Genomic DNA, 16,024 nt, shown 5'->3' with positions numbered 1-16,024 from the left:
GCGCGGCCCGGGATCGTTGCGCTCCTCGCCCTGGTCCATATCTCCACCATCCCACCTGAAATGGACAAATAGGGAGGTTATTCAGATCTGCATCGGATTGCTATACAGCGACAGCGGTATCACGGCTCCGGGTTTCACCCGGTCAGCACAACAAAAGCACTGGTAGATCAGCCGGAGCAGCCTTTCGGTGGCCCGGAAATCAGGGCCGGTCGCCGTTGCCGATAGTGAAGCAGGTGCGACAGAAATCCTCGCCGAACTCGGTCAACCGCAGGCTTTTGCGCACGATTTTCGGCGCCCGCCCGGCCTTTTTCAGAGCGGCCTCCACGATGGGCTGGACCTCGAGGACCATATACCGGCTCAGCACCACCGGATCATCGGAATTCTCGGTGAGCCCGAGCCGGCTGAGATTGATCAGATAGGAGCGGGCGCGGTCCATGTACCGCACCCCGGCCTGCTCCGGGACCGAGGTCAGCCCGCCGGCGATCAGCTCCGAGCCGATTCCCAGCGGGCGGTTGGTCCGCACATCGACGGTCGGCTGCGGCCCGTTGAGCGCCATATAGCGCAGCACCCGGGCCTCATCGGGAGCCAGTTCGTCGAGGATCCGGTCGTAGGCGGGATGCACCTCTTCGGTGAAGTACACGTCCGCGGAGCGGGCCAGCAGCGCGTCACCACGTTTCCGGAGTTCGGCGACGGTGGACGAACGCAGATAGGAGCCCACCGCGACGGTCTGCTGGGCGGGTGTCTGCCCGGTCGGGACGTAGCTGACGATCTCGCGCACCGAGCCCTCGGTCACGCCCAGCGCGCTGCGGGCGATCGAACGCAGCGCGTTGCCGGTGCGTTCGGCGATCTCGGCGGAGGATTCGCCGTCCAGTGCCGCCTGGGTGATCTCCCGGGTGACCTCGTAGGAGGTCTCCACCGCCCACTGGCCGCCGCGGACCACGCTGCCCGCCGCCAGGCCGGCGGCCCGGAACACTCCGCGGATGAGCCTCGCCTCGTTGCTGATCTGGTGCTGTTCGACATCGGCGCTGCGTTCGACGCTGGAGGGCGGACGGCGCACGACGCTACCGGCGGCGCCGGGTACCGGGTCGCTCGCGGCGCGGCGGCGGGTGGCATCGGTGGCGCCGGACCGCAGGCCGTTACCGGTGGCGCGCCGCCCGGTTTCCGGTGCGGAACTCCGGTCGGCGGCGGTCGGCGAGCTCCGGTCCAGGGCCCTGGAACCGGCCCGGGGGAACTCCTGTCCGGTCCTGTCGTCTGCCACGTCTACTCCGATATCGCCAGATGAACGAATCCGCTCACCGATTATTGCCCATTCACCGTGATCGCCCGGCGCCGGACCGTGAATCCGGCCCACGTCTGAGACACTAATGTGCCGTACCCGGATGCGCTGAAGACACCGCGGACCGTCGCGGGGCGATGGGCGCCGGGCGGTGGTGCTAATTTTGAGGTCCCGGTGCGGCTGCGAGCACCGGAGCAGGAGGGTGTGCCGTGTTGGAGAGTGTGTTCGGGGTGCACCCGACGATCCTCCTGGAATTGATCACGATTCCCCTGTTCACCGGCGTCATCGGCTACATCACCAACTGGACCGGTGTACTGATGCTGTTCCGGCCGATCGCATTTCACGGTATGCGGGTTCCCGGTCTGCGCTACCTGTACCCGTATCTGCCCAAGCGGATCCAGATCCTGCCGCTGCTCAGCGACGACGGCCGGTTCGGCTGGCAGGGCATCGTGCCGTCGCGGGCCGACAAGATGGCCAGTATCGCGGTCGACAAAGGTCTTTCGAAACTCGGCAGCGTCACCGATTTCTATCGCGAACTGGAGCCGGACGCGCTGGCCGAGCATCTCGCCGGCACCGCCGACGCGCAGATCCGCGATATCGTCGAGAACATCCTGCGTCGCGACCATCCGCAGCTCTGGTACAACCTCCCCACCCAGGTCCGTGAGATGGTGCACGCCCGGGTGCGCCAGCAACTGCCGGATATTCTGCGCGAACTCACCGAGGAACTCGGCGCGAACATCGATCAACTGCTGGATGTCAAACAGATGGTCATCCGCTATTTCCAGGCCCGCCCGCAGCTGCTGAATCAGTTGTTCCAGGTGCTGGGCGCCAAGGAATTGCGGTTCATGCAGAATTTCGGCCTCTATTTCGGCGCGCCCATGGGTGTGGTGCTGGTCGGAATATTGCACGTGACCGGCTGGCCCACACTGGCCGTACTGCCGATCGGCGGGGTGATCATCGGCTGGGTGGTCAACTGGGTGGGCCTGAATATGATCTTCGCTCCCGCCGAGCCGAAATGGTGGTGCCCCTGGCGGCAGGGCCTGCTGATCAAGCGGCAGGACGAAATCACCGCCGGTTATGCCGAACTCGTCTCCACCCAGGTGATGACGGTGGCCAATATCGGTGACGAACTGCTCAACGGCCCGAAATCCGACCGCACCCTGCAGATGCTCGAGGACACGCTGCGGCCCGCCGCCGACCGCGCCCTGGGCCCGGCCCGCGGCGCGGTGAAACTGGTCCTCGGCAGCCGCGACTACCGGTCACTGACCCAGACCCTCACCTCGGAGGCGATGGCCATCGCGCCGCTCGCCTTCGCCGACGAGGATTTCAACCAGCGGCAGGGCAAGCAGATCAGCGCCTATATCTCGAAGCAGATGTCCGGACTGTCGCCCAACGATTTCGTCGATATGCTGCGCGCCGCGATCAAACAGGACGAGTGGCTGCTCTTCGTACACGGCGGCGTGCTCGGCCTGTTCGCGGGTTACGCGCATATCCTGGTCTTCGGAACGGGGGTGGCGACGACATGGCTGTGAACCAGGAGCCGGAGGAGACCGGCACATCGAACAGGCCGCACGCGCCGGGCGGACCGGCCGCCACGGTGCGCGCGGTCGGCGGCGTCGCGCGCGTCGCGGTATCGGCGGTCTCGGGTACCGCCTCGTGGGGCGTGCATACGGCCCTCGATGTCACCGAAACGGTGGTGCGGGGCAGTATGGCCGGATTACCCCCGGCCGAGATCCGCACCGCGGCCGCGCGACAGGTCCGCGAAGCGCTGCGCTCGGCGCTCGGGGTCACCGCGTCCGACGCCAACACGCCCGGCGGATCCCGCAGCGAACGATCGCTGCGCGAACAGGGTGCCGCGCTACTGCGGCTGGCCGCCAGTCCCCAGGACCCCGACGAGGGCCATCCGGCGTTCGCCCGGATCCTCGCCGAACTCACCTCCGACGAGGCCCGGATCCTGCGCCTGCTGCGGGTGCAGGGACCGCAACCGGCGGTGACCGTCCGCGGCGGGCGGTCGTCGCGGCGGGGTGCGCGTACCGCCGAACCACGCATCACGCCCACTGATCTCGGGATGAGCATGATCGCCGAGAATGCCGGGCTACGCCATCCCGACCGGGTGCACCGCTATCTCGCCAACCTCCGCCGTATCGGCCTGCTCGAGGCGATACCCGATGCGGTGGGCACCCCCGAGCGCTATCAGCTGCTGGAGGCCCAGAGCGCCGTCACCGATCTGCTGAAACAAGCGGGCGGCCGCGGCCGGCTCCAGCATCGCGGTATCGCGCTCACCCCGTTCGGCAGCGAATTCGTCCAGGCCAGCCTGCCGATCGCGGGCGAAGAAGGACCGGCCGCCGGCATCCGCTGACCCGCCGGGTCAGACCTGCTCGGCCAGTTCCATCCACCGCTCCTCGGCGGTTTCCTTCTCCGCCTGGACGTCCTTCAGTTCGGCGCCCAGGCCGACCAGCTTGTCCGGTTCGGTCGCGGCCGCGGCGAGGGCGGAGTGCAGCGCCGCCTCGCGTTCCCCGAGTTTGTCGATGGCCCGTTCCAGGCGGGTCAATTCCTTACGCGCCGCGCGGTAGGCCGCGGAATCGGTCCGGGGCGCCGCCGCCTCCGGCCCCCCGGCCGGTCGCGCCGCAGGCCCACCGCCGAGTTCGGCCCGCCGGGCCAGGTACTGGGTGATACCGCCCGGCAGATTCGTCAGTTTGCCGTCGCCGAACAGCGCCCAGGTGGTGTCGCAGATCCGTTCGATCAGATAGCGGTCGTGGCTGATCACCACGAGCGTGCCCGCCCAGTTGTCCAGCAGATCCTCGAGCTGCTGGAGGGTATCGATATCGAGATCGTTGGTCGGCTCGTCGAGCAGCAGCATATTCGGCTCCGACATCAGGATTCGCGTCAACTGCAACCGGCGGCGCTCACCGCCGGAGAGGTCGCGGACCGGTGTGCGCTGGCGGGCCGGATTGAAACCCAGCCGTTCGGCGAGCTGTCCGGCCGAGAGCTCCAGCGCTTTGCTGCCCTCACCGAGGGTGATGCGCATAGCGATCTCCTGCACCGCCTCCAGGACCCGCATATCGGTGGGCAGATCGTCGAGTTCCTGCCGCAACCAGCCGATCCGCACGGTCTGCCCCTGGATCCGGCGACCCGCGGCCACCGGTTCCTCGTCACCGGCGAGCGCGCGCAGCAGCGTGGTCTTCCCGGATCCGTTCACCCCGACCAGGCCCACCCGCTCGCCGGGCGCGAGGCGCCAGGTCAGATCCTGCACCAGTTCGCGGCCGTCAGGGGTGGTGAGCGTGGTGTCCTCGAGTTCGACCACCACCCTCCCCAGCCGCTTCTTCGCGAACGCGGCCAGCGAGACGCTGTCGCGCGGCGGCGGCACATCGGCGATCAGCGCCTCGGCCGCCTCGACGCGGTAGCGCGGTTTGGAGGTGCGGGCCTGCGGACCGCGGCGCAGCCAGGCCAGTTCCTTGCGCGCCAGGTTCTTGCGCCGGGCTTCGGTGGCATCGGCCTGACGCGCGCGTTCGGCGCGGGCGAACACCCAGTCGGCGTAACCGCCCTCGTAGGTTTCCACCTGCCCGCCGACCACTTCCCAGGTGTTGGTGGCGACGGTGTCCAGGAACCAGCGGTCGTGGGTCACGACCACCAGCGCGCTGCGCCGGGCCAGCAGATGTTCGGCCAGCCACTGCACACCTTCGACATCGAGGTGGTTGGTCGGTTCGTCCAGAACCAGCAGATCCAGTTCCCGGACCAGCGCGGCGGCCAGCGCGACCCGCCGGCGCTCCCCGCCGGACAGATTGGTCACCTTGGTGTCCAGGCCCAGGTCCGCGATACCGATACCGTCGAGGACCGACCGGATCCGGGGGTTGGCGGCCCATTCGTGCTCGGCGATATCGCCGGTGGGGGCATCTTCGGCCAATCCGGCCAGTACCACCTCGCCGATGGTCGCATTCTCCGGCAGCACCCCACGCTGGGTCACCACGGCCAGCCGCAGTCCGCCGAGCCGGCTGACCCGGCCCGCGTCGGGCTCCTCGATCCCGGTCAGCACCTCGAGCAGGGTGGTCTTTCCGCCGCCGTTGAGGCCCACCACCCCGATCCGGTCGCCCGCGTGGATTCCCAGCGACACTCCGTCGAGCAGGGGCTTGATCCCGAAACTCTTGCTGACCTGCTCGAGGTTGATCAGGTTGGACATGAATCCTTCCGCCTCCGGCTTCGTACCGCGCGCGCCGCGGCTCGGCTCAGCCTATCGAGCCGCCGGTAGCGGGCCGGTCGCGCCACCGGATACCGGTGCGGGGTGAGTGCGGCCCGTCCGCCGATCGGCCGACCGGCGTATCGCGGCCGATCGGCGCGGGAAGGGATCAGGCGCGTCGCGGGCCGGGTGCGGGCGGTTCGGGTACCGGGTGGGGCGGTTCCTCCTGGTTGGTCACCCGGGCTCCCGGCACCGGTCCGGTGGCCGTGCGGACGCTGCGCGCCACCCCGGCGCCGGAGAGTTCCGCCGCCACCGCGACCGCCGAATCGGCCGAATCGCAGAGGAACGCACAGGTCGGTCCGGAACCCGATACCAGCCCGGCCAGCGCGCCGACCTCGACTCCCGCGCGCAGTGTGCGGCGTAGTTCCGGGCGCAACGAGACGGCGGCGGCCTGCAGATCGTTACCCAGCAGCGGCGCGAGCTGTTTCGCGTCACCGGAGGCCAGGGCCTGCATGAGCTCCTGCGGTTCACCGAGCCGGGGCGGGTTGCCCTGAACCCGCAGGCGGTCGAGTTCGGTGAATACTTCGGGGGTCGACAGACCGCCCTTGGCCAGGGCGAGCACCCAGTGGAAGGCGTTGCGGGACAACACCGGGAGCAGCCGTTCGCCGCGCCCGGTGCCCAGCGCGGTACCACCGTGCAGGGCGAAGGGGACGTCACTGCCGAGTTCGGCGGCCACGGCGGCGAGTTCGTCGCGGTGCAGGCCCATCTCCCACAGTTCGTTCAGCCCGACCAGGGTCGCGGCCGCGTCGGCACTGCCGCCGGCCATCCCGCCGGCCACCGGGATGCCTTTGTCGATGGTGATTTCCACCAGCGGCGAACGCCCCGCGAGCTGGGCCATCCGTACCGCGGCCTTCCACGCGAGATTCGTGCGGTCGGTGGGAACCTCCGCGGCGCCCTCGCCGGTGACCCGCAGGGTGAGCGAGTTGGCGGGCGCGATCTCCAGATCGTCGGCGAGCGACAGCGCCTGGAACACGGTGGTGAGCTCGTGGTAGCCGTCTGCGCGCAGGTCACCCACTCCCAGATGGAGGTTGACCTTCGAGGGCACCCGCACGGTGACAGGACTGGGCACAACGGACAGCACGGTGACCCAGCCTAACGGCTGCTCCGGCCCGGGGGCAGCCGATGCCGGGGTCCCGGCCGTTGCCGTCTAGTACCCCCAGGGGGTATATTGGCGATACCGTCCCACGAGGGACCCGCACGAAGGAGACGCCAATGCCCACCACCAGCACCTACACCGTCACCGGCATGACCTGCGGCCACTGCGTGCAGTCGGTGAAATCCGAGATCGGCAAGATCGACGGAGTCACCGGCGTCGATGTCGACCTCGAATCGGGCCGGGTCGTGGTCGCGGGCGAGAGCGAGATCTCCGACGCCGCGGTCGCGGCCGCCGTGGACGAGGCGGGGTACGAGATCGCCGGCTGATCAGGACTGCGCGGCGAGCCGGACGTACGCCGCGGCATCCAGGGTCTCCCCGCGGGCGGCCGGAGCGATTCCGGCGGCGACCAGCCGCCGCTCGGCCTCCGCGGGGCCACCCGCCCAGCCCGCCAGGGCCGCGCGCAATGTCTTGCGGCGCTGCGCGAAGGCCATATCGACGACCTCGAAGACGCGGGCGCGATGCTCCTCGTCGACCGGCCACGGCGGTTCGGCGAACCGGTCCACCCGCACGAGTCCGGATTCCACCTGCGGTACCGGCCAGAACACCTGCCGGCCCACCGCCCCCGCTTTGGCCACCGTCCCGTAGAAACCCGCCTTCACACTGGGCACTCCGTACACCCGGCTGCCGGGCCGGGCCGCGAGCCGGTCGGCGACCTCGGCCTGCACCATCACCAGCGCGGTCGACAGGGTGGGGAATTCGGCGAGCAGATGCAGCAGCACCGGGACCGCGACGTTGTAGGGGAGATTCGCCACCAGTGCGGTCGGGGCCGCGGGCAGCGCGTCCGCGCGTACCCGAAGCGCGTCGCCCGGCACCACGGTCAGCCGGTCGGCCAGCGCACCGGCCCGCTCCCGGACCGTGGCGGGCAACTGCCCGGCCAGCACCGGATCGATCTCCACCGCTATCACCGTGTCCACGACATCCAGCAGCGCGAGGGTGAGCGAGCCGAGCCCGGGCCCCACCTCGAGAACGGTATCCGCGCGTCCGACCCCGGCGGCGGTCACGATCCGCCGGACGGTATTGGCGTCGTGCACGAAGTTCTGTCCGAGCTGCTTGGTCGGGCGCACCCCGAGCCGCTCGGCCAGTTCGCGCACCTGCGCGGGCCCCAGCAGAGCAGCCTCACCACGCGCCATCATCTCGGCATCCGACACCGGGAAAACCTACCAACCCGGTGCGCGGCGGAATTCCGGGCACAGGCCCGGTGGGAGTGAGAACTCAGGCAGCCTGCGGCACGTCCGGGACGTGCACCGCCGCGGCCGGAGCCGAATGGGCCCGGTCGCTGCCGGTGTCGTGCGTGGCGATTGCCGCGCCGGCGCCGACGATCAGAGTGAGCAGTACAGCGGCGATGACCATGTACAGCAGGGGCGAACGTGAGGAGTTGATCCTCGCAAAGGGTGACACGGTAACGGGACGATAACGAAGGCTACGGCCGACGACAACCGGAACCGGCCGGTTCATTCGCCACCCGATACGAATCGGCGCCGGACCCCAGCTAGACGCGATGCGATCCGGGAAACTGTGTTTCAACTCACACACGCGGCCGACAGTATTCTCAGCCCGCCAGCCGATAGACGCGCTTCGCGTTGGCCGTGCTGATCTCCGCCAGCTCCGCCGGATCCTGCCCGCGGAGTCCGGCGACCGCCCGCACGGTGTAGGGCAGGCAATACGGCTCGTTCGGCGCACCCCGGTACGGATGCGGCGTCAGATACGGGGCATCGGTCTCGACCAGCAACTGATCATCGGGCACCACCTTCACCGCCTCCCGCAACTCGTGCGCGTTCTTGAAGCTGGCCGTCCCCGAGAAGCTCAGCACGTACCCCTCGGCCACACACGACAGCGCCATATTCACGTCCGAGGAGAAACAGTGGAAGATCACCGTCTCCGGGGCGCCCTCGTCCAGCAGTACGGTCAGCAGATCGTGATCGGCCTCCCGGTTGTGGATCATCAGCGGTTTCCCGATCCGTTTGGCCAGGTCGATATGCCAGCGGAAACCCTCGACCTGAGTGTCGATATCCGCGCACCCCTCGAGTTTGCCCGGCCAGTAGTAGTCCAGCCCGGTCTCCCCGACCGCCACCACCCGCGGATCCGCCGCCAATTTCTCGAGCTCGGTTCGTGCGGCGTCGTCGAGTGCGTTCGCCCGGGTCGGGTGCAGGGCGACCGCCGCGTACACCCGGTCGTCCCAGCCGGCCGCGCGTACCGCCCAGCGGGCGGCCTCCAGATCGTCGGCGACGGTCACCACCCGGCCGACCCCGGCCGCGGCCGCCCGATCCACCATCTCCGCCACCGACGCGGCATCGGTGGCGCCGCAGGCATCGAGATGGGTATGCGCGTCGACCAGCGGGGTCAGCGGCTCGGGCAGCGGGGGCGCGGGACGTTTCGCGGTCATCGCCCGGACTTCCGGCGCCGCAGCGGGCCGGCGAACAGGGCAGAGTCCGCCACGCGGGCGGAACGGGGCGCACGCACACGATCGAGAAGAGGCACGCGCACCACAGTAGAGACCCGCTCCCGGCCCCGTGGCGTGGCGCCTGCGTCCTCCCCGCGCACCGCGACCGTGGTACCCGGTGCGAATTCGATTCCGGCCCGCGCACCCCTGCCAGTACCCTCTGAGGGCATGAACACGCAGTCGAGTCGGGTTCACCGCGGTCCTCATGATGGAATCAACACACCATGAGCGCAGTCGATCGTCCCGCCTTCTACCTCACCACGGCCATCGCGTACCCGAACGGTGCGCCGCATATCGGGCACGCCTACGAGTACATCTCCTCGGACGCGCTCGCCCGGTTCAAGCGGCTCGACGGGTACGACGTGTTCTTCATGACCGGAACCGACGAGCACGGTCAGAAGATGCAGCAGACCGCCGCCGCCGAGAACATCCCGGTGGAGGATCTGGCCGCCCGCAACTCCGATGCGTTCGAGCGGATGGACAAAACCCTCGACGTCTCCTTCGACCGGTTCATCCGCACCACCGACGCCGATCACCAGATCGCCAGCAAGGCCATCTGGCAGCGGATGCTCGACAACGGCGATATCTACCTGGGTAGCTATTCCGGCTGGTACTCGGTGCGCGACGAGGCGTTCTACACCGAGGAGGAGACCACGCTGCTCGACGACGGCAGCCGTATCTCCACCGAATCCAAAACCCCGGTCACCTGGACCGAGGAATCCAACTTCTTCTTCCGGCTCTCGGCCTACCAGGACAAACTCCTCGCCCTCTACGACGAGCACCCGGAATTCATCGCCCCCGCGACCCGGCGCAACGAGATCGTCAGCTATGTGAAGGCCGGACTCCAGGATCTGTCGATCTCGCGGACCACCTTCGACTGGGGTGTCCCGGTCCCCGATCATCCCGATCACGTCATGTACGTCTGGGTGGACGCGCTCACCAACTACCTCACCGGCGTCGGATTCCCCGATACCGATTCCGCCGCCTTCGCGAAGTACTGGCCCGCCGATGTGCACATCATCGGCAAGGACATCACCCGCTTCCACACCGTGTACTGGCCCGCCTTCCTCATGTCGGCCGGTATCGAACTGCCGAAACGGGTTTTCGTCCACGGGTTCCTGTACAACAAGGGCGAGAAGATGTCGAAGTCGGTCGGCAACGTCGTCGACCCGCTCACCCTCGTCGACACCTACGGCCTGGACGCGGTGCGCTTCTTCCTGCTGCGCGAGATCTCCTACGGCCAGGACGGCAGCTACAGCCACGAGGCGATCGTCTCCCGCATCAACGCCGACCTGGCCAACGAGTACGGCAACCTGGTTCAGCGCAGCCTGACCATGGTCGCCAAGAACTGCGGCGCCGCCGTGCCCACCCCGGGCGAGTTCACCGACGACGACCGGGCGCTGCTCGACCGCGCCAACGGGCTGCTGGAGCGATGCCGGGCCGAATTCGACGTGCAGCAGATGCATCTGGCGCTCGAGCAGATCTGGCTGACCCTCGGCGAAACCAACCGGTACTTCAGCGCCCAGGCCCCCTGGGCGCTGCGGAAATCCGGCACCGAGGAAGACCTCGCCCGGATGGCGACGGTGCTGTACGTGACCCTCGAGGTGGTGCGCATCGTCGCGATCCTGACCCAGCCGGTGATTCCGGGTTCGGCGGCGAAGATCCTGGACCTGCTCGCGCAGCAGGGCCGCGAATTCGCCGATATCGCCACACCGCTGGTACCCGGCGTCGCGCTGCCCGCACCGGAACCGGTGTTCCCGCGCTATGTGGAACCCGAGACCGCGGACTGACCCCGGTACCCGGCCGCCCCGCGCGGCCGGGTATCAGTCCAGCGCCGCGCGCCGGGCCGCGAGCACGGCGTCGTAGAGTTCGCGCCGCGAAACCCCCGCCATCTCGGCGATCTCCGCGCTGGCGTCCTTGAGCCGTAACCCCGCCGCGGCCCGTTCCTCCACCTGCGCCACCAGATCCTCCGGATCGGTTACGGTCGCGGCGGCGCCCTCCAGGACGACCGTGATCTCCCCGCGCGCACCCTCGGCAGCCCATTCGGCCAGCTCGGCGAGCGTGCCCCGGACGACCTCCTCATAGGTCTTGGTGAGTTCCCGGCAGACCGCGGCCCGCCGCTGTCCACCCAGCACCTCGACCGCATCCGTGAGGCAGTCCGCCAGCCGGTGCGGCGCCTCGAAGAAAACACACGCCCGCGGCTCGGTGACCAGCGTTCCCAGCCACTCCTTGCGACGCCCCGGTTTGCGCGGCGCGAAACCGTCGAAACAGAAGCGGTCCACCGGCAGCGCCGACAGCGCCAGCGCGGTGGTCACCGCGGACGGCCCCGGCAGGCAGGTCACCGGCAACCCCTGTTCCGCGCAGGCTGCCACCAGCCGGTATCCCGGATCGCTCACCGACGGCATCCCCGCGTCGGTTACCAGCAGCACAGTCCGCCCGGCGGCGATCTCGGACAGCAGCGCCGGTACTCGGGCGGTCTCGACGTGGTCGTAGAAACTCACCACCCGCCCCCGGATCTCCACACCCAGTGCGGTAGCCAGTGACCGCGTGCGGCGGGTGTCCTCCGCGGCGACGATATCCGCGGACTCCAGCGCTGCACGCAACCGCGGCGACGCGTCCCCGATATCCCCCAGTGGTGTCGCCCCCAGGATCAGCCCACTGTTCACTGTGCCGAGTCTATGGCGCGGCTTCCCCGCACCGGGCCCGGCCCTCCCGGCGCAACCTCCTGCGCTTCGGCCGCGGACAGCAGGACCGCCGCCACCGCCTGTGCCTGCCGCGCCGCCCGGGGGCCCTCATCCTGCACGACAGCGGTGACCATCGCACCGTTGGCAAGGATCATGAGCTGCTCGGCGAGAGCGGGTGGATACCCGCCCGCGGTGACGAGTTCGGCCAGATGGTCACGCATCGCTGTTTTGTGCCGGCGGGCGATCCGGCCGACTTCGTCGGAGGTGCCGCCCAGTTCGCCGACCGTGTTGATGAACAGACATCCCCGGAAACCGGGTTCGGCGAACCACTCGTGCAGAAAGTCGAAGACGGCCAGAATCCGCTCCCGCGGCGTATCGGCCCGGCCCGCGACATATTCGGTGATCGCCGAGCGGACATCCCGGTCGCGTTGCTCCAGCACCGCGCATACCAGCGCGGATTTGGACGGGAAGTGCCGGTAGAGCCGTTTCAGCGGCACCTTGGCGGCATCGCGGATGCGGTCCATCCCAACCGCCTGCACCCCCTGGTCGTTGAACAAGCGATCGGCCGCGGCGAGCACCTGCGCCGCCTCGCCCTGCTCCGGCACAGCGACCTCCTTGCGTTGAGAACCTTCGTTCTCCTACACTAGCAACCGAGCTGAGAACGACCGTTCTCAGCCGCGGCTCTCGAGGAGAGATCAATGAATACGGACCACGCGACCAAGACCGCGGTTCTCGTGATGAGCGACCCACACGGCGGTGACGAAGCGCTCGGCCGCATGTTCAACGCGCTCGCCGCGGCCTACGATTTCGACCAGGCCGGCGACGAAGTCCGGGTGCAATTCCAGGGCGCCGGCACGCGCTGGCCCGAACTGCTGGAATCCCCCGAACATCCCGCATATGAGGTCTACCAGGCAGTACGCCATACGATCGCCGGTGTCTCGTGTGGCTGCAGCGATCTGTTCGGTGGCGGGGACGGCGCCCGGGCCGCCGGCCTCGAACTGATCAAGGACAACCCGCTGCCGGGCACCTCCGGCGTGGCAAGTCTGCGCACCCTCGCCGCCAACGGATATTCCATCCTGGCGTTCTGAGCATGCGGCATTTCTTTGCGCTCGCTTTCGGAGCGGAAGAGCAGGCACACCAACGCCGGAAGGGCTCATTCGACCGCTACGAACACGCGCTTTCCGCCGCGCCCGCGCCGACCGGCCTGGGCGCGGCGGAAGCCGATTTCCTGCGGCGCCGCGACAGCTTCTACCTCGCGTCCACGGGCAGCAACGGCTGGCCGTACGTACAACACCGCGGCGGACCTCCCGGCTTCGTGGAAGTCACCGGCCCCACACAACTGACCTGGGCGGAAAGCTCCGGAAACCGCCAGTACATCACCGCCGGGCACCTCGACCACGACGACCGGGTCGCGATCATCGCGGTCGACTATCCGAACCGGAAACGCCTCAAGCTGCTCGGCCACGCCCGATTCGACCCGGACCCCGCACCGGAGGAACTGGAACGGCACCGGACGGCCGGCCGGGTCGAAGGGCTCCTGACCGTCGAAGTGGTGGCCTTCGACTGGAACTGCCCCAAATACATCACCCCGCGATACACCGCCGACGATCTGCGGGCCGCCACCGCACCACTGCGAGAACGTATCGACCGGCTCGAGGCGGAGCTCGCCGCCCATCCGGCCACGCCCGGCCGGCCCCCCGACGAGAGGTTGCCATGACAGATGCACGACCCCCCTACCCACCGTTCACCGCGGCGACCGCGCTACAGAAGGTTCGAACCGCCGAAGCCGCGTGGAACACCCGCGATCCCCAGCGCGTAGCCCTCGCGTACACCCCGGACTCGGTCTGGCGCAATCGCGACCAGTTCATCACCGGACGAACCGAGATCGTCGCCTTCCTCTCCGCCAAATGGGAACGGGAGCTGGACTACGCACTCCGCAAGAGCCTGTGGAGTTTCGGCGGCAACCGCATCGCGGTCCGGTTCCAGTACGAATGGCACGACACCGCGGGCCGATGGTGGCGCAGTTACGGCAACGAGCTGTGGGAGTTCGACGAGCACGGCCTGATGCGACGCCGGGAAGCCAGTATCAACGATGTCGCGATAGCCGAAACCGACCGCAGAATTCATGGCCCGCGCACCGAACACGAGAACGATTCGGACATACCACTCGAGTAAGGCCGCACCCCGGCCGAGCCGGACCCCGACGCCGAGTGCCCGGACAAACACCCCGCACCCGGCGCCGAGTTCAGCGAGGCCCACAAAGGTCGGGGCCCGTCCCGCCGTTCAGGCCTCGAAGCGACGTGGCGAAGCCACAAGTCTCGAGGCCTGAACGGCGGGACCCCCAGGGGCCCCGACCCGCGACGCCGAAGGCGGCGCCGAAAACACAGCCCATAAACTCTCAGCGTGACCCAGCTGACCGAACTGCGCCCGAGTGCGCCCCGGCGGCCGCCGCACATCTGGTCGAGTCCGGCTCCGCTGCGGCCCGCACCCGATTTCGGTCCCACCGATACCGTGCGCGGATGGGTGGTCAGCCTGTTTCTGACGGTGGTCGCGGCCATCACGCGCTTCACCATGCTCAACTATCCGACCGATGCCGGTACCCCGGTGTTCGACGAGAAGCATTACGCACCGCAGGGGTGGCAGTTCCTCACCGGCGGGATCGAGGACAACCCCGGCTACGGGCTGGTGGTGCATCCGCCGGTCGGAAAGCAGATGATCGCGCTCGGCGAGGCGTTGTTCGGCTACAACGGATGGGGGTGGCGGTTCACCGCGGCCCTGCTGGGCACGGTGCTGGTACTGCTGGTCATCCGGATCGTGCGGCGGATGACCCGCTCCACCCTGCTCGGCGCGCTGGCCGGGATCTTGCTGATCGCCGACGGCGCGACATTCGTCTCGTCGCGAATCGGCATGCTGGACATATTCATCACCTTCTTCGTCACCGCCGCGTTCGGATGCCTGATCGTGGATCGGGACGAAGTGCGGGCCCGGATGGCGCGGGCCGACGCCGAGGGCCGGATCGGCGAAACGCCGTGGGGCCCACGGCTGGGTGTGCGCTGGTGGCGTTTCGGGGCCGGTGTGCTGCTCGGCCTGGCCTGCGGCACCAAATGGTCGGGGCTGTATTTCATCGCCGCGTTCGGGTTGCTGAGTGTGCTCTTCGATCTGTCGGCACGCCGCGCCTACGGGGTGCGCCGCCCGGTGGCCGGAACCGCGATCCGCGATATCGGACCGGCGCTCTACGCGTTGGTACTGATTCCCCTGAGCGTGTACCTCGCGAGCTACGCCGCCTGGTTCCGGGAGGAAACCGCCGTCTACCGCTTCATGGCCGGGAACCCGTCGGCACCGGAGGACGGGATCGGGGCGGGCGGATTCTGGTCGCATGTGGTGCCCGACGCGATGCGGTCGCTGTGGTACTTCCACTCCCGCACCCTGACATTCCACTCCGAGCTCACCAATTCGGCCGGCAACCATCATCCGTGGGAGTCCAAACCCTGGACCTGGCCGATGGGTCTGCGGCCGATGCTCTACTACTACGCCGACGACGGCGTCACCGGCTGCGGGCAGACCGAATGCGTGAAAGCCGTGATGCTGATCGGCACGCCCGCCCTGTGGTGGATCGCGCTGCCGGTGCTGGCCTGGGGGCTGTGGCGCTGGATCGTGCGCCGGGACTGGCGGTACGCGGCGGTGCTCACCGGCTACGGTGCGGCGCTGCTGCCCTGGTTCCTGACCCTGGACCGGCAGATGTACTACTTCTACGCGGTGACGCTGGCACCGTTCCTGGTGATGGCGGTGGCGCTGGTGCTGGGAGATGTACTAGGCACGGTCCGCCGGCCGGCCACGCGGGCGGCGGGGGGATATCCGCCGACGGAACCGAGCGAAAGGCACAGCCTGGGCCTGCTGGCGGTCTGCCTGTACACGGCCCTCGTGATCGCGAACTTCATCTGGCTGTGGCCGATCCTCACCGGCCTCCCGATCACCACCGGCAACTGGCAGGACCACCTCTGGCTACCCAGCTGGAGATGAGTCGACGACATCCGGATAAAAGCGTGAGATCCCCGCGAACCCACCCCGCACTACACAGCGCATGGTCCGGCACCAGCGTCACCACCCGGTTCCGATCCGAACCGGGCTCAATCCATTGGATGGGTCACCTTCCCGGTGCCGAGTTCAGCGAGGCCCTGAAAGGGTTCGGCCCGCGTCTGCTGTCAGCCCTCGAAGCGCATGTGGCGAAGCCACG

At 68.6% G+C, this 16,024-nt stretch carries 16 protein-coding genes; 8 read left to right on the top strand and 8 right to left on the bottom strand.

The features are described 5' to 3' along the window. Nucleotides 1–199: 199 nt before the first annotated feature. Nucleotides 200–1,258 carry an Abi-alpha family protein gene (locus AB0F41_RS25750; protein ID WP_357428060.1) on the bottom strand — a complete coding sequence of 353 codons (1,059 nt, stop codon included), beginning with the start codon at nucleotides 1,256–1,258 and terminating at the stop codon, nucleotides 200–202. 227 nt (nucleotides 1,259–1,485) lie between these two features. Between AB0F41_RS25750 and AB0F41_RS25745 the strand changes: the two genes are divergently transcribed. Both AB0F41_RS25745 and AB0F41_RS25740 read left to right on the top strand, forming a co-directional pair. Next, the gene (locus AB0F41_RS25745; protein ID WP_357428058.1) at nucleotides 1,486–2,808 is read left to right on the top strand and encodes a hypothetical protein; all 1,323 of its coding nucleotides are present in this window, start codon (nucleotides 1,486–1,488) and stop codon (nucleotides 2,806–2,808) included. Further along, the gene (locus tag AB0F41_RS25740; RefSeq protein WP_357428056.1) at nucleotides 2,799–3,635 is read left to right on the top strand and encodes an Abi-alpha family protein; all 837 of its coding nucleotides are present in this window, start codon (nucleotides 2,799–2,801) and stop codon (nucleotides 3,633–3,635) included. Before AB0F41_RS25745 ends, AB0F41_RS25740 begins: the two co-directional genes overlap by 10 nt. A gap of 9 nt (nucleotides 3,636–3,644) precedes the next feature. On the opposite strand, the gene AB0F41_RS25735 is transcribed toward AB0F41_RS25740, so the two are convergent. Both AB0F41_RS25735 and AB0F41_RS25730 read right to left on the bottom strand, forming a co-directional pair. Beyond that, complete coding sequence (locus tag AB0F41_RS25735; RefSeq protein ID WP_357428054.1) at nucleotides 3,645–5,453, bottom strand: ABC-F family ATP-binding cassette domain-containing protein; 1,809 nt, start codon at nucleotides 5,451–5,453, stop codon at nucleotides 3,645–3,647. Nucleotides 5,454–5,619: 166 nt separating this feature from the next. Further along, nucleotides 5,620–6,591 carry a 4-(cytidine 5'-diphospho)-2-C-methyl-D-erythritol kinase gene (locus AB0F41_RS25730; RefSeq protein ID WP_357428052.1) on the bottom strand — a complete coding sequence of 324 codons (972 nt, stop codon included), beginning with the start codon at nucleotides 6,589–6,591 and terminating at the stop codon, nucleotides 5,620–5,622. Between the two features lie 131 nt (nucleotides 6,592–6,722). Between AB0F41_RS25730 and AB0F41_RS25725 the strand changes: the two genes are divergently transcribed. After that, nucleotides 6,723–6,932, top strand: a complete 210-nt coding sequence (locus AB0F41_RS25725; protein WP_357428050.1) for a cation transporter — start codon at nucleotides 6,723–6,725, stop codon at nucleotides 6,930–6,932. On the opposite strand, the gene rsmA is transcribed toward AB0F41_RS25725, so the two are convergent. From rsmA to AB0F41_RS25710, 3 genes are all read right to left on the bottom strand, one after another. After that, the gene (rsmA, locus tag AB0F41_RS25720; RefSeq protein WP_357428048.1) at nucleotides 6,933–7,814 is read right to left on the bottom strand and encodes a 16S rRNA (adenine(1518)-N(6)/adenine(1519)-N(6))-dimethyltransferase RsmA; all 882 of its coding nucleotides are present in this window, start codon (nucleotides 7,812–7,814) and stop codon (nucleotides 6,933–6,935) included. It lies immediately after the preceding gene. A gap of 64 nt (nucleotides 7,815–7,878) precedes the next feature. Beyond that, a complete protein-coding gene (locus tag AB0F41_RS25715) occupies nucleotides 7,879–8,064 on the bottom strand; it encodes a hypothetical protein (RefSeq protein ID WP_357428112.1) in 186 nt (61 codons plus the stop codon). A 151-nt stretch (nucleotides 8,065–8,215) separates the two neighbouring features. Then, the gene (locus AB0F41_RS25710; protein ID WP_357428046.1) at nucleotides 8,216–9,049 is read right to left on the bottom strand and encodes a TatD family hydrolase; all 834 of its coding nucleotides are present in this window, start codon (nucleotides 9,047–9,049) and stop codon (nucleotides 8,216–8,218) included. 281 nt (nucleotides 9,050–9,330) lie between these two features. On the opposite strand from AB0F41_RS25710, the gene metG reads away from it, so the two are divergent. Then, the gene (metG, locus tag AB0F41_RS25705) at nucleotides 9,331–10,896 is read left to right on the top strand and encodes a methionine--tRNA ligase (protein WP_357428044.1); all 1,566 of its coding nucleotides are present in this window, start codon (nucleotides 9,331–9,333) and stop codon (nucleotides 10,894–10,896) included. A 33-nt stretch (nucleotides 10,897–10,929) separates the two neighbouring features. Here the strand turns inward: metG and rsmI are convergent, their stop codons facing one another. Together rsmI and AB0F41_RS25695 are read right to left on the bottom strand one after the other, a co-directional pair. Beyond that, nucleotides 10,930–11,772: a 16S rRNA (cytidine(1402)-2'-O)-methyltransferase gene (gene rsmI / locus AB0F41_RS25700; RefSeq protein WP_357428040.1), complete on the bottom strand. Its 843-nt coding sequence runs from the start codon at nucleotides 11,770–11,772 to the stop codon at nucleotides 10,930–10,932. Further along, complete coding sequence (locus tag AB0F41_RS25695; RefSeq protein WP_357428038.1) at nucleotides 11,769–12,395, bottom strand: TetR/AcrR family transcriptional regulator; 627 nt, start codon at nucleotides 12,393–12,395, stop codon at nucleotides 11,769–11,771. The genes rsmI and AB0F41_RS25695 overlap by 4 nt, the downstream gene beginning before the upstream one ends. A 93-nt stretch (nucleotides 12,396–12,488) precedes the next feature. On the opposite strand from AB0F41_RS25695, the gene AB0F41_RS25690 reads away from it, so the two are divergent. The 4 genes from AB0F41_RS25690 to AB0F41_RS25675 all read left to right on the top strand — a co-directional run bounded on the left by AB0F41_RS25690 (nucleotide 12,489) and on the right by AB0F41_RS25675 (nucleotide 15,810). Further along, nucleotides 12,489–12,878, top strand: coding sequence for a hypothetical protein (locus AB0F41_RS25690; RefSeq protein ID WP_357428036.1), 390 nt, complete (start codon nucleotides 12,489–12,491; stop codon nucleotides 12,876–12,878). Nucleotides 12,879–12,880: 2 nt separating this feature from the next. Next, a complete protein-coding gene (locus AB0F41_RS25685) occupies nucleotides 12,881–13,507 on the top strand; it encodes a pyridoxamine 5'-phosphate oxidase family protein (RefSeq protein WP_357428034.1) in 627 nt (208 codons plus the stop codon). Next, nucleotides 13,504–13,965, top strand: a complete 462-nt coding sequence (locus tag AB0F41_RS25680) for a nuclear transport factor 2 family protein (RefSeq protein WP_357428032.1) — start codon at nucleotides 13,504–13,506, stop codon at nucleotides 13,963–13,965. Before AB0F41_RS25685 ends, AB0F41_RS25680 begins: the two co-directional genes overlap by 4 nt. Before the next feature lie 228 nt (nucleotides 13,966–14,193). After that, nucleotides 14,194–15,810 carry a phospholipid carrier-dependent glycosyltransferase gene (locus AB0F41_RS25675; RefSeq protein ID WP_357428030.1) on the top strand — a complete coding sequence of 539 codons (1,617 nt, stop codon included), beginning with the start codon at nucleotides 14,194–14,196 and terminating at the stop codon, nucleotides 15,808–15,810. Nucleotides 15,811–16,024: the final 214 nt, after the last annotated feature.

Source organism: Nocardia sp. NPDC024068, assembly GCF_040638875.1.
Lineage (GTDB): Bacteria > Actinomycetota > Actinomycetes > Mycobacteriales > Mycobacteriaceae > Nocardia.
This window is presented reverse-complemented; position numbering and strand designations above follow the sequence as displayed.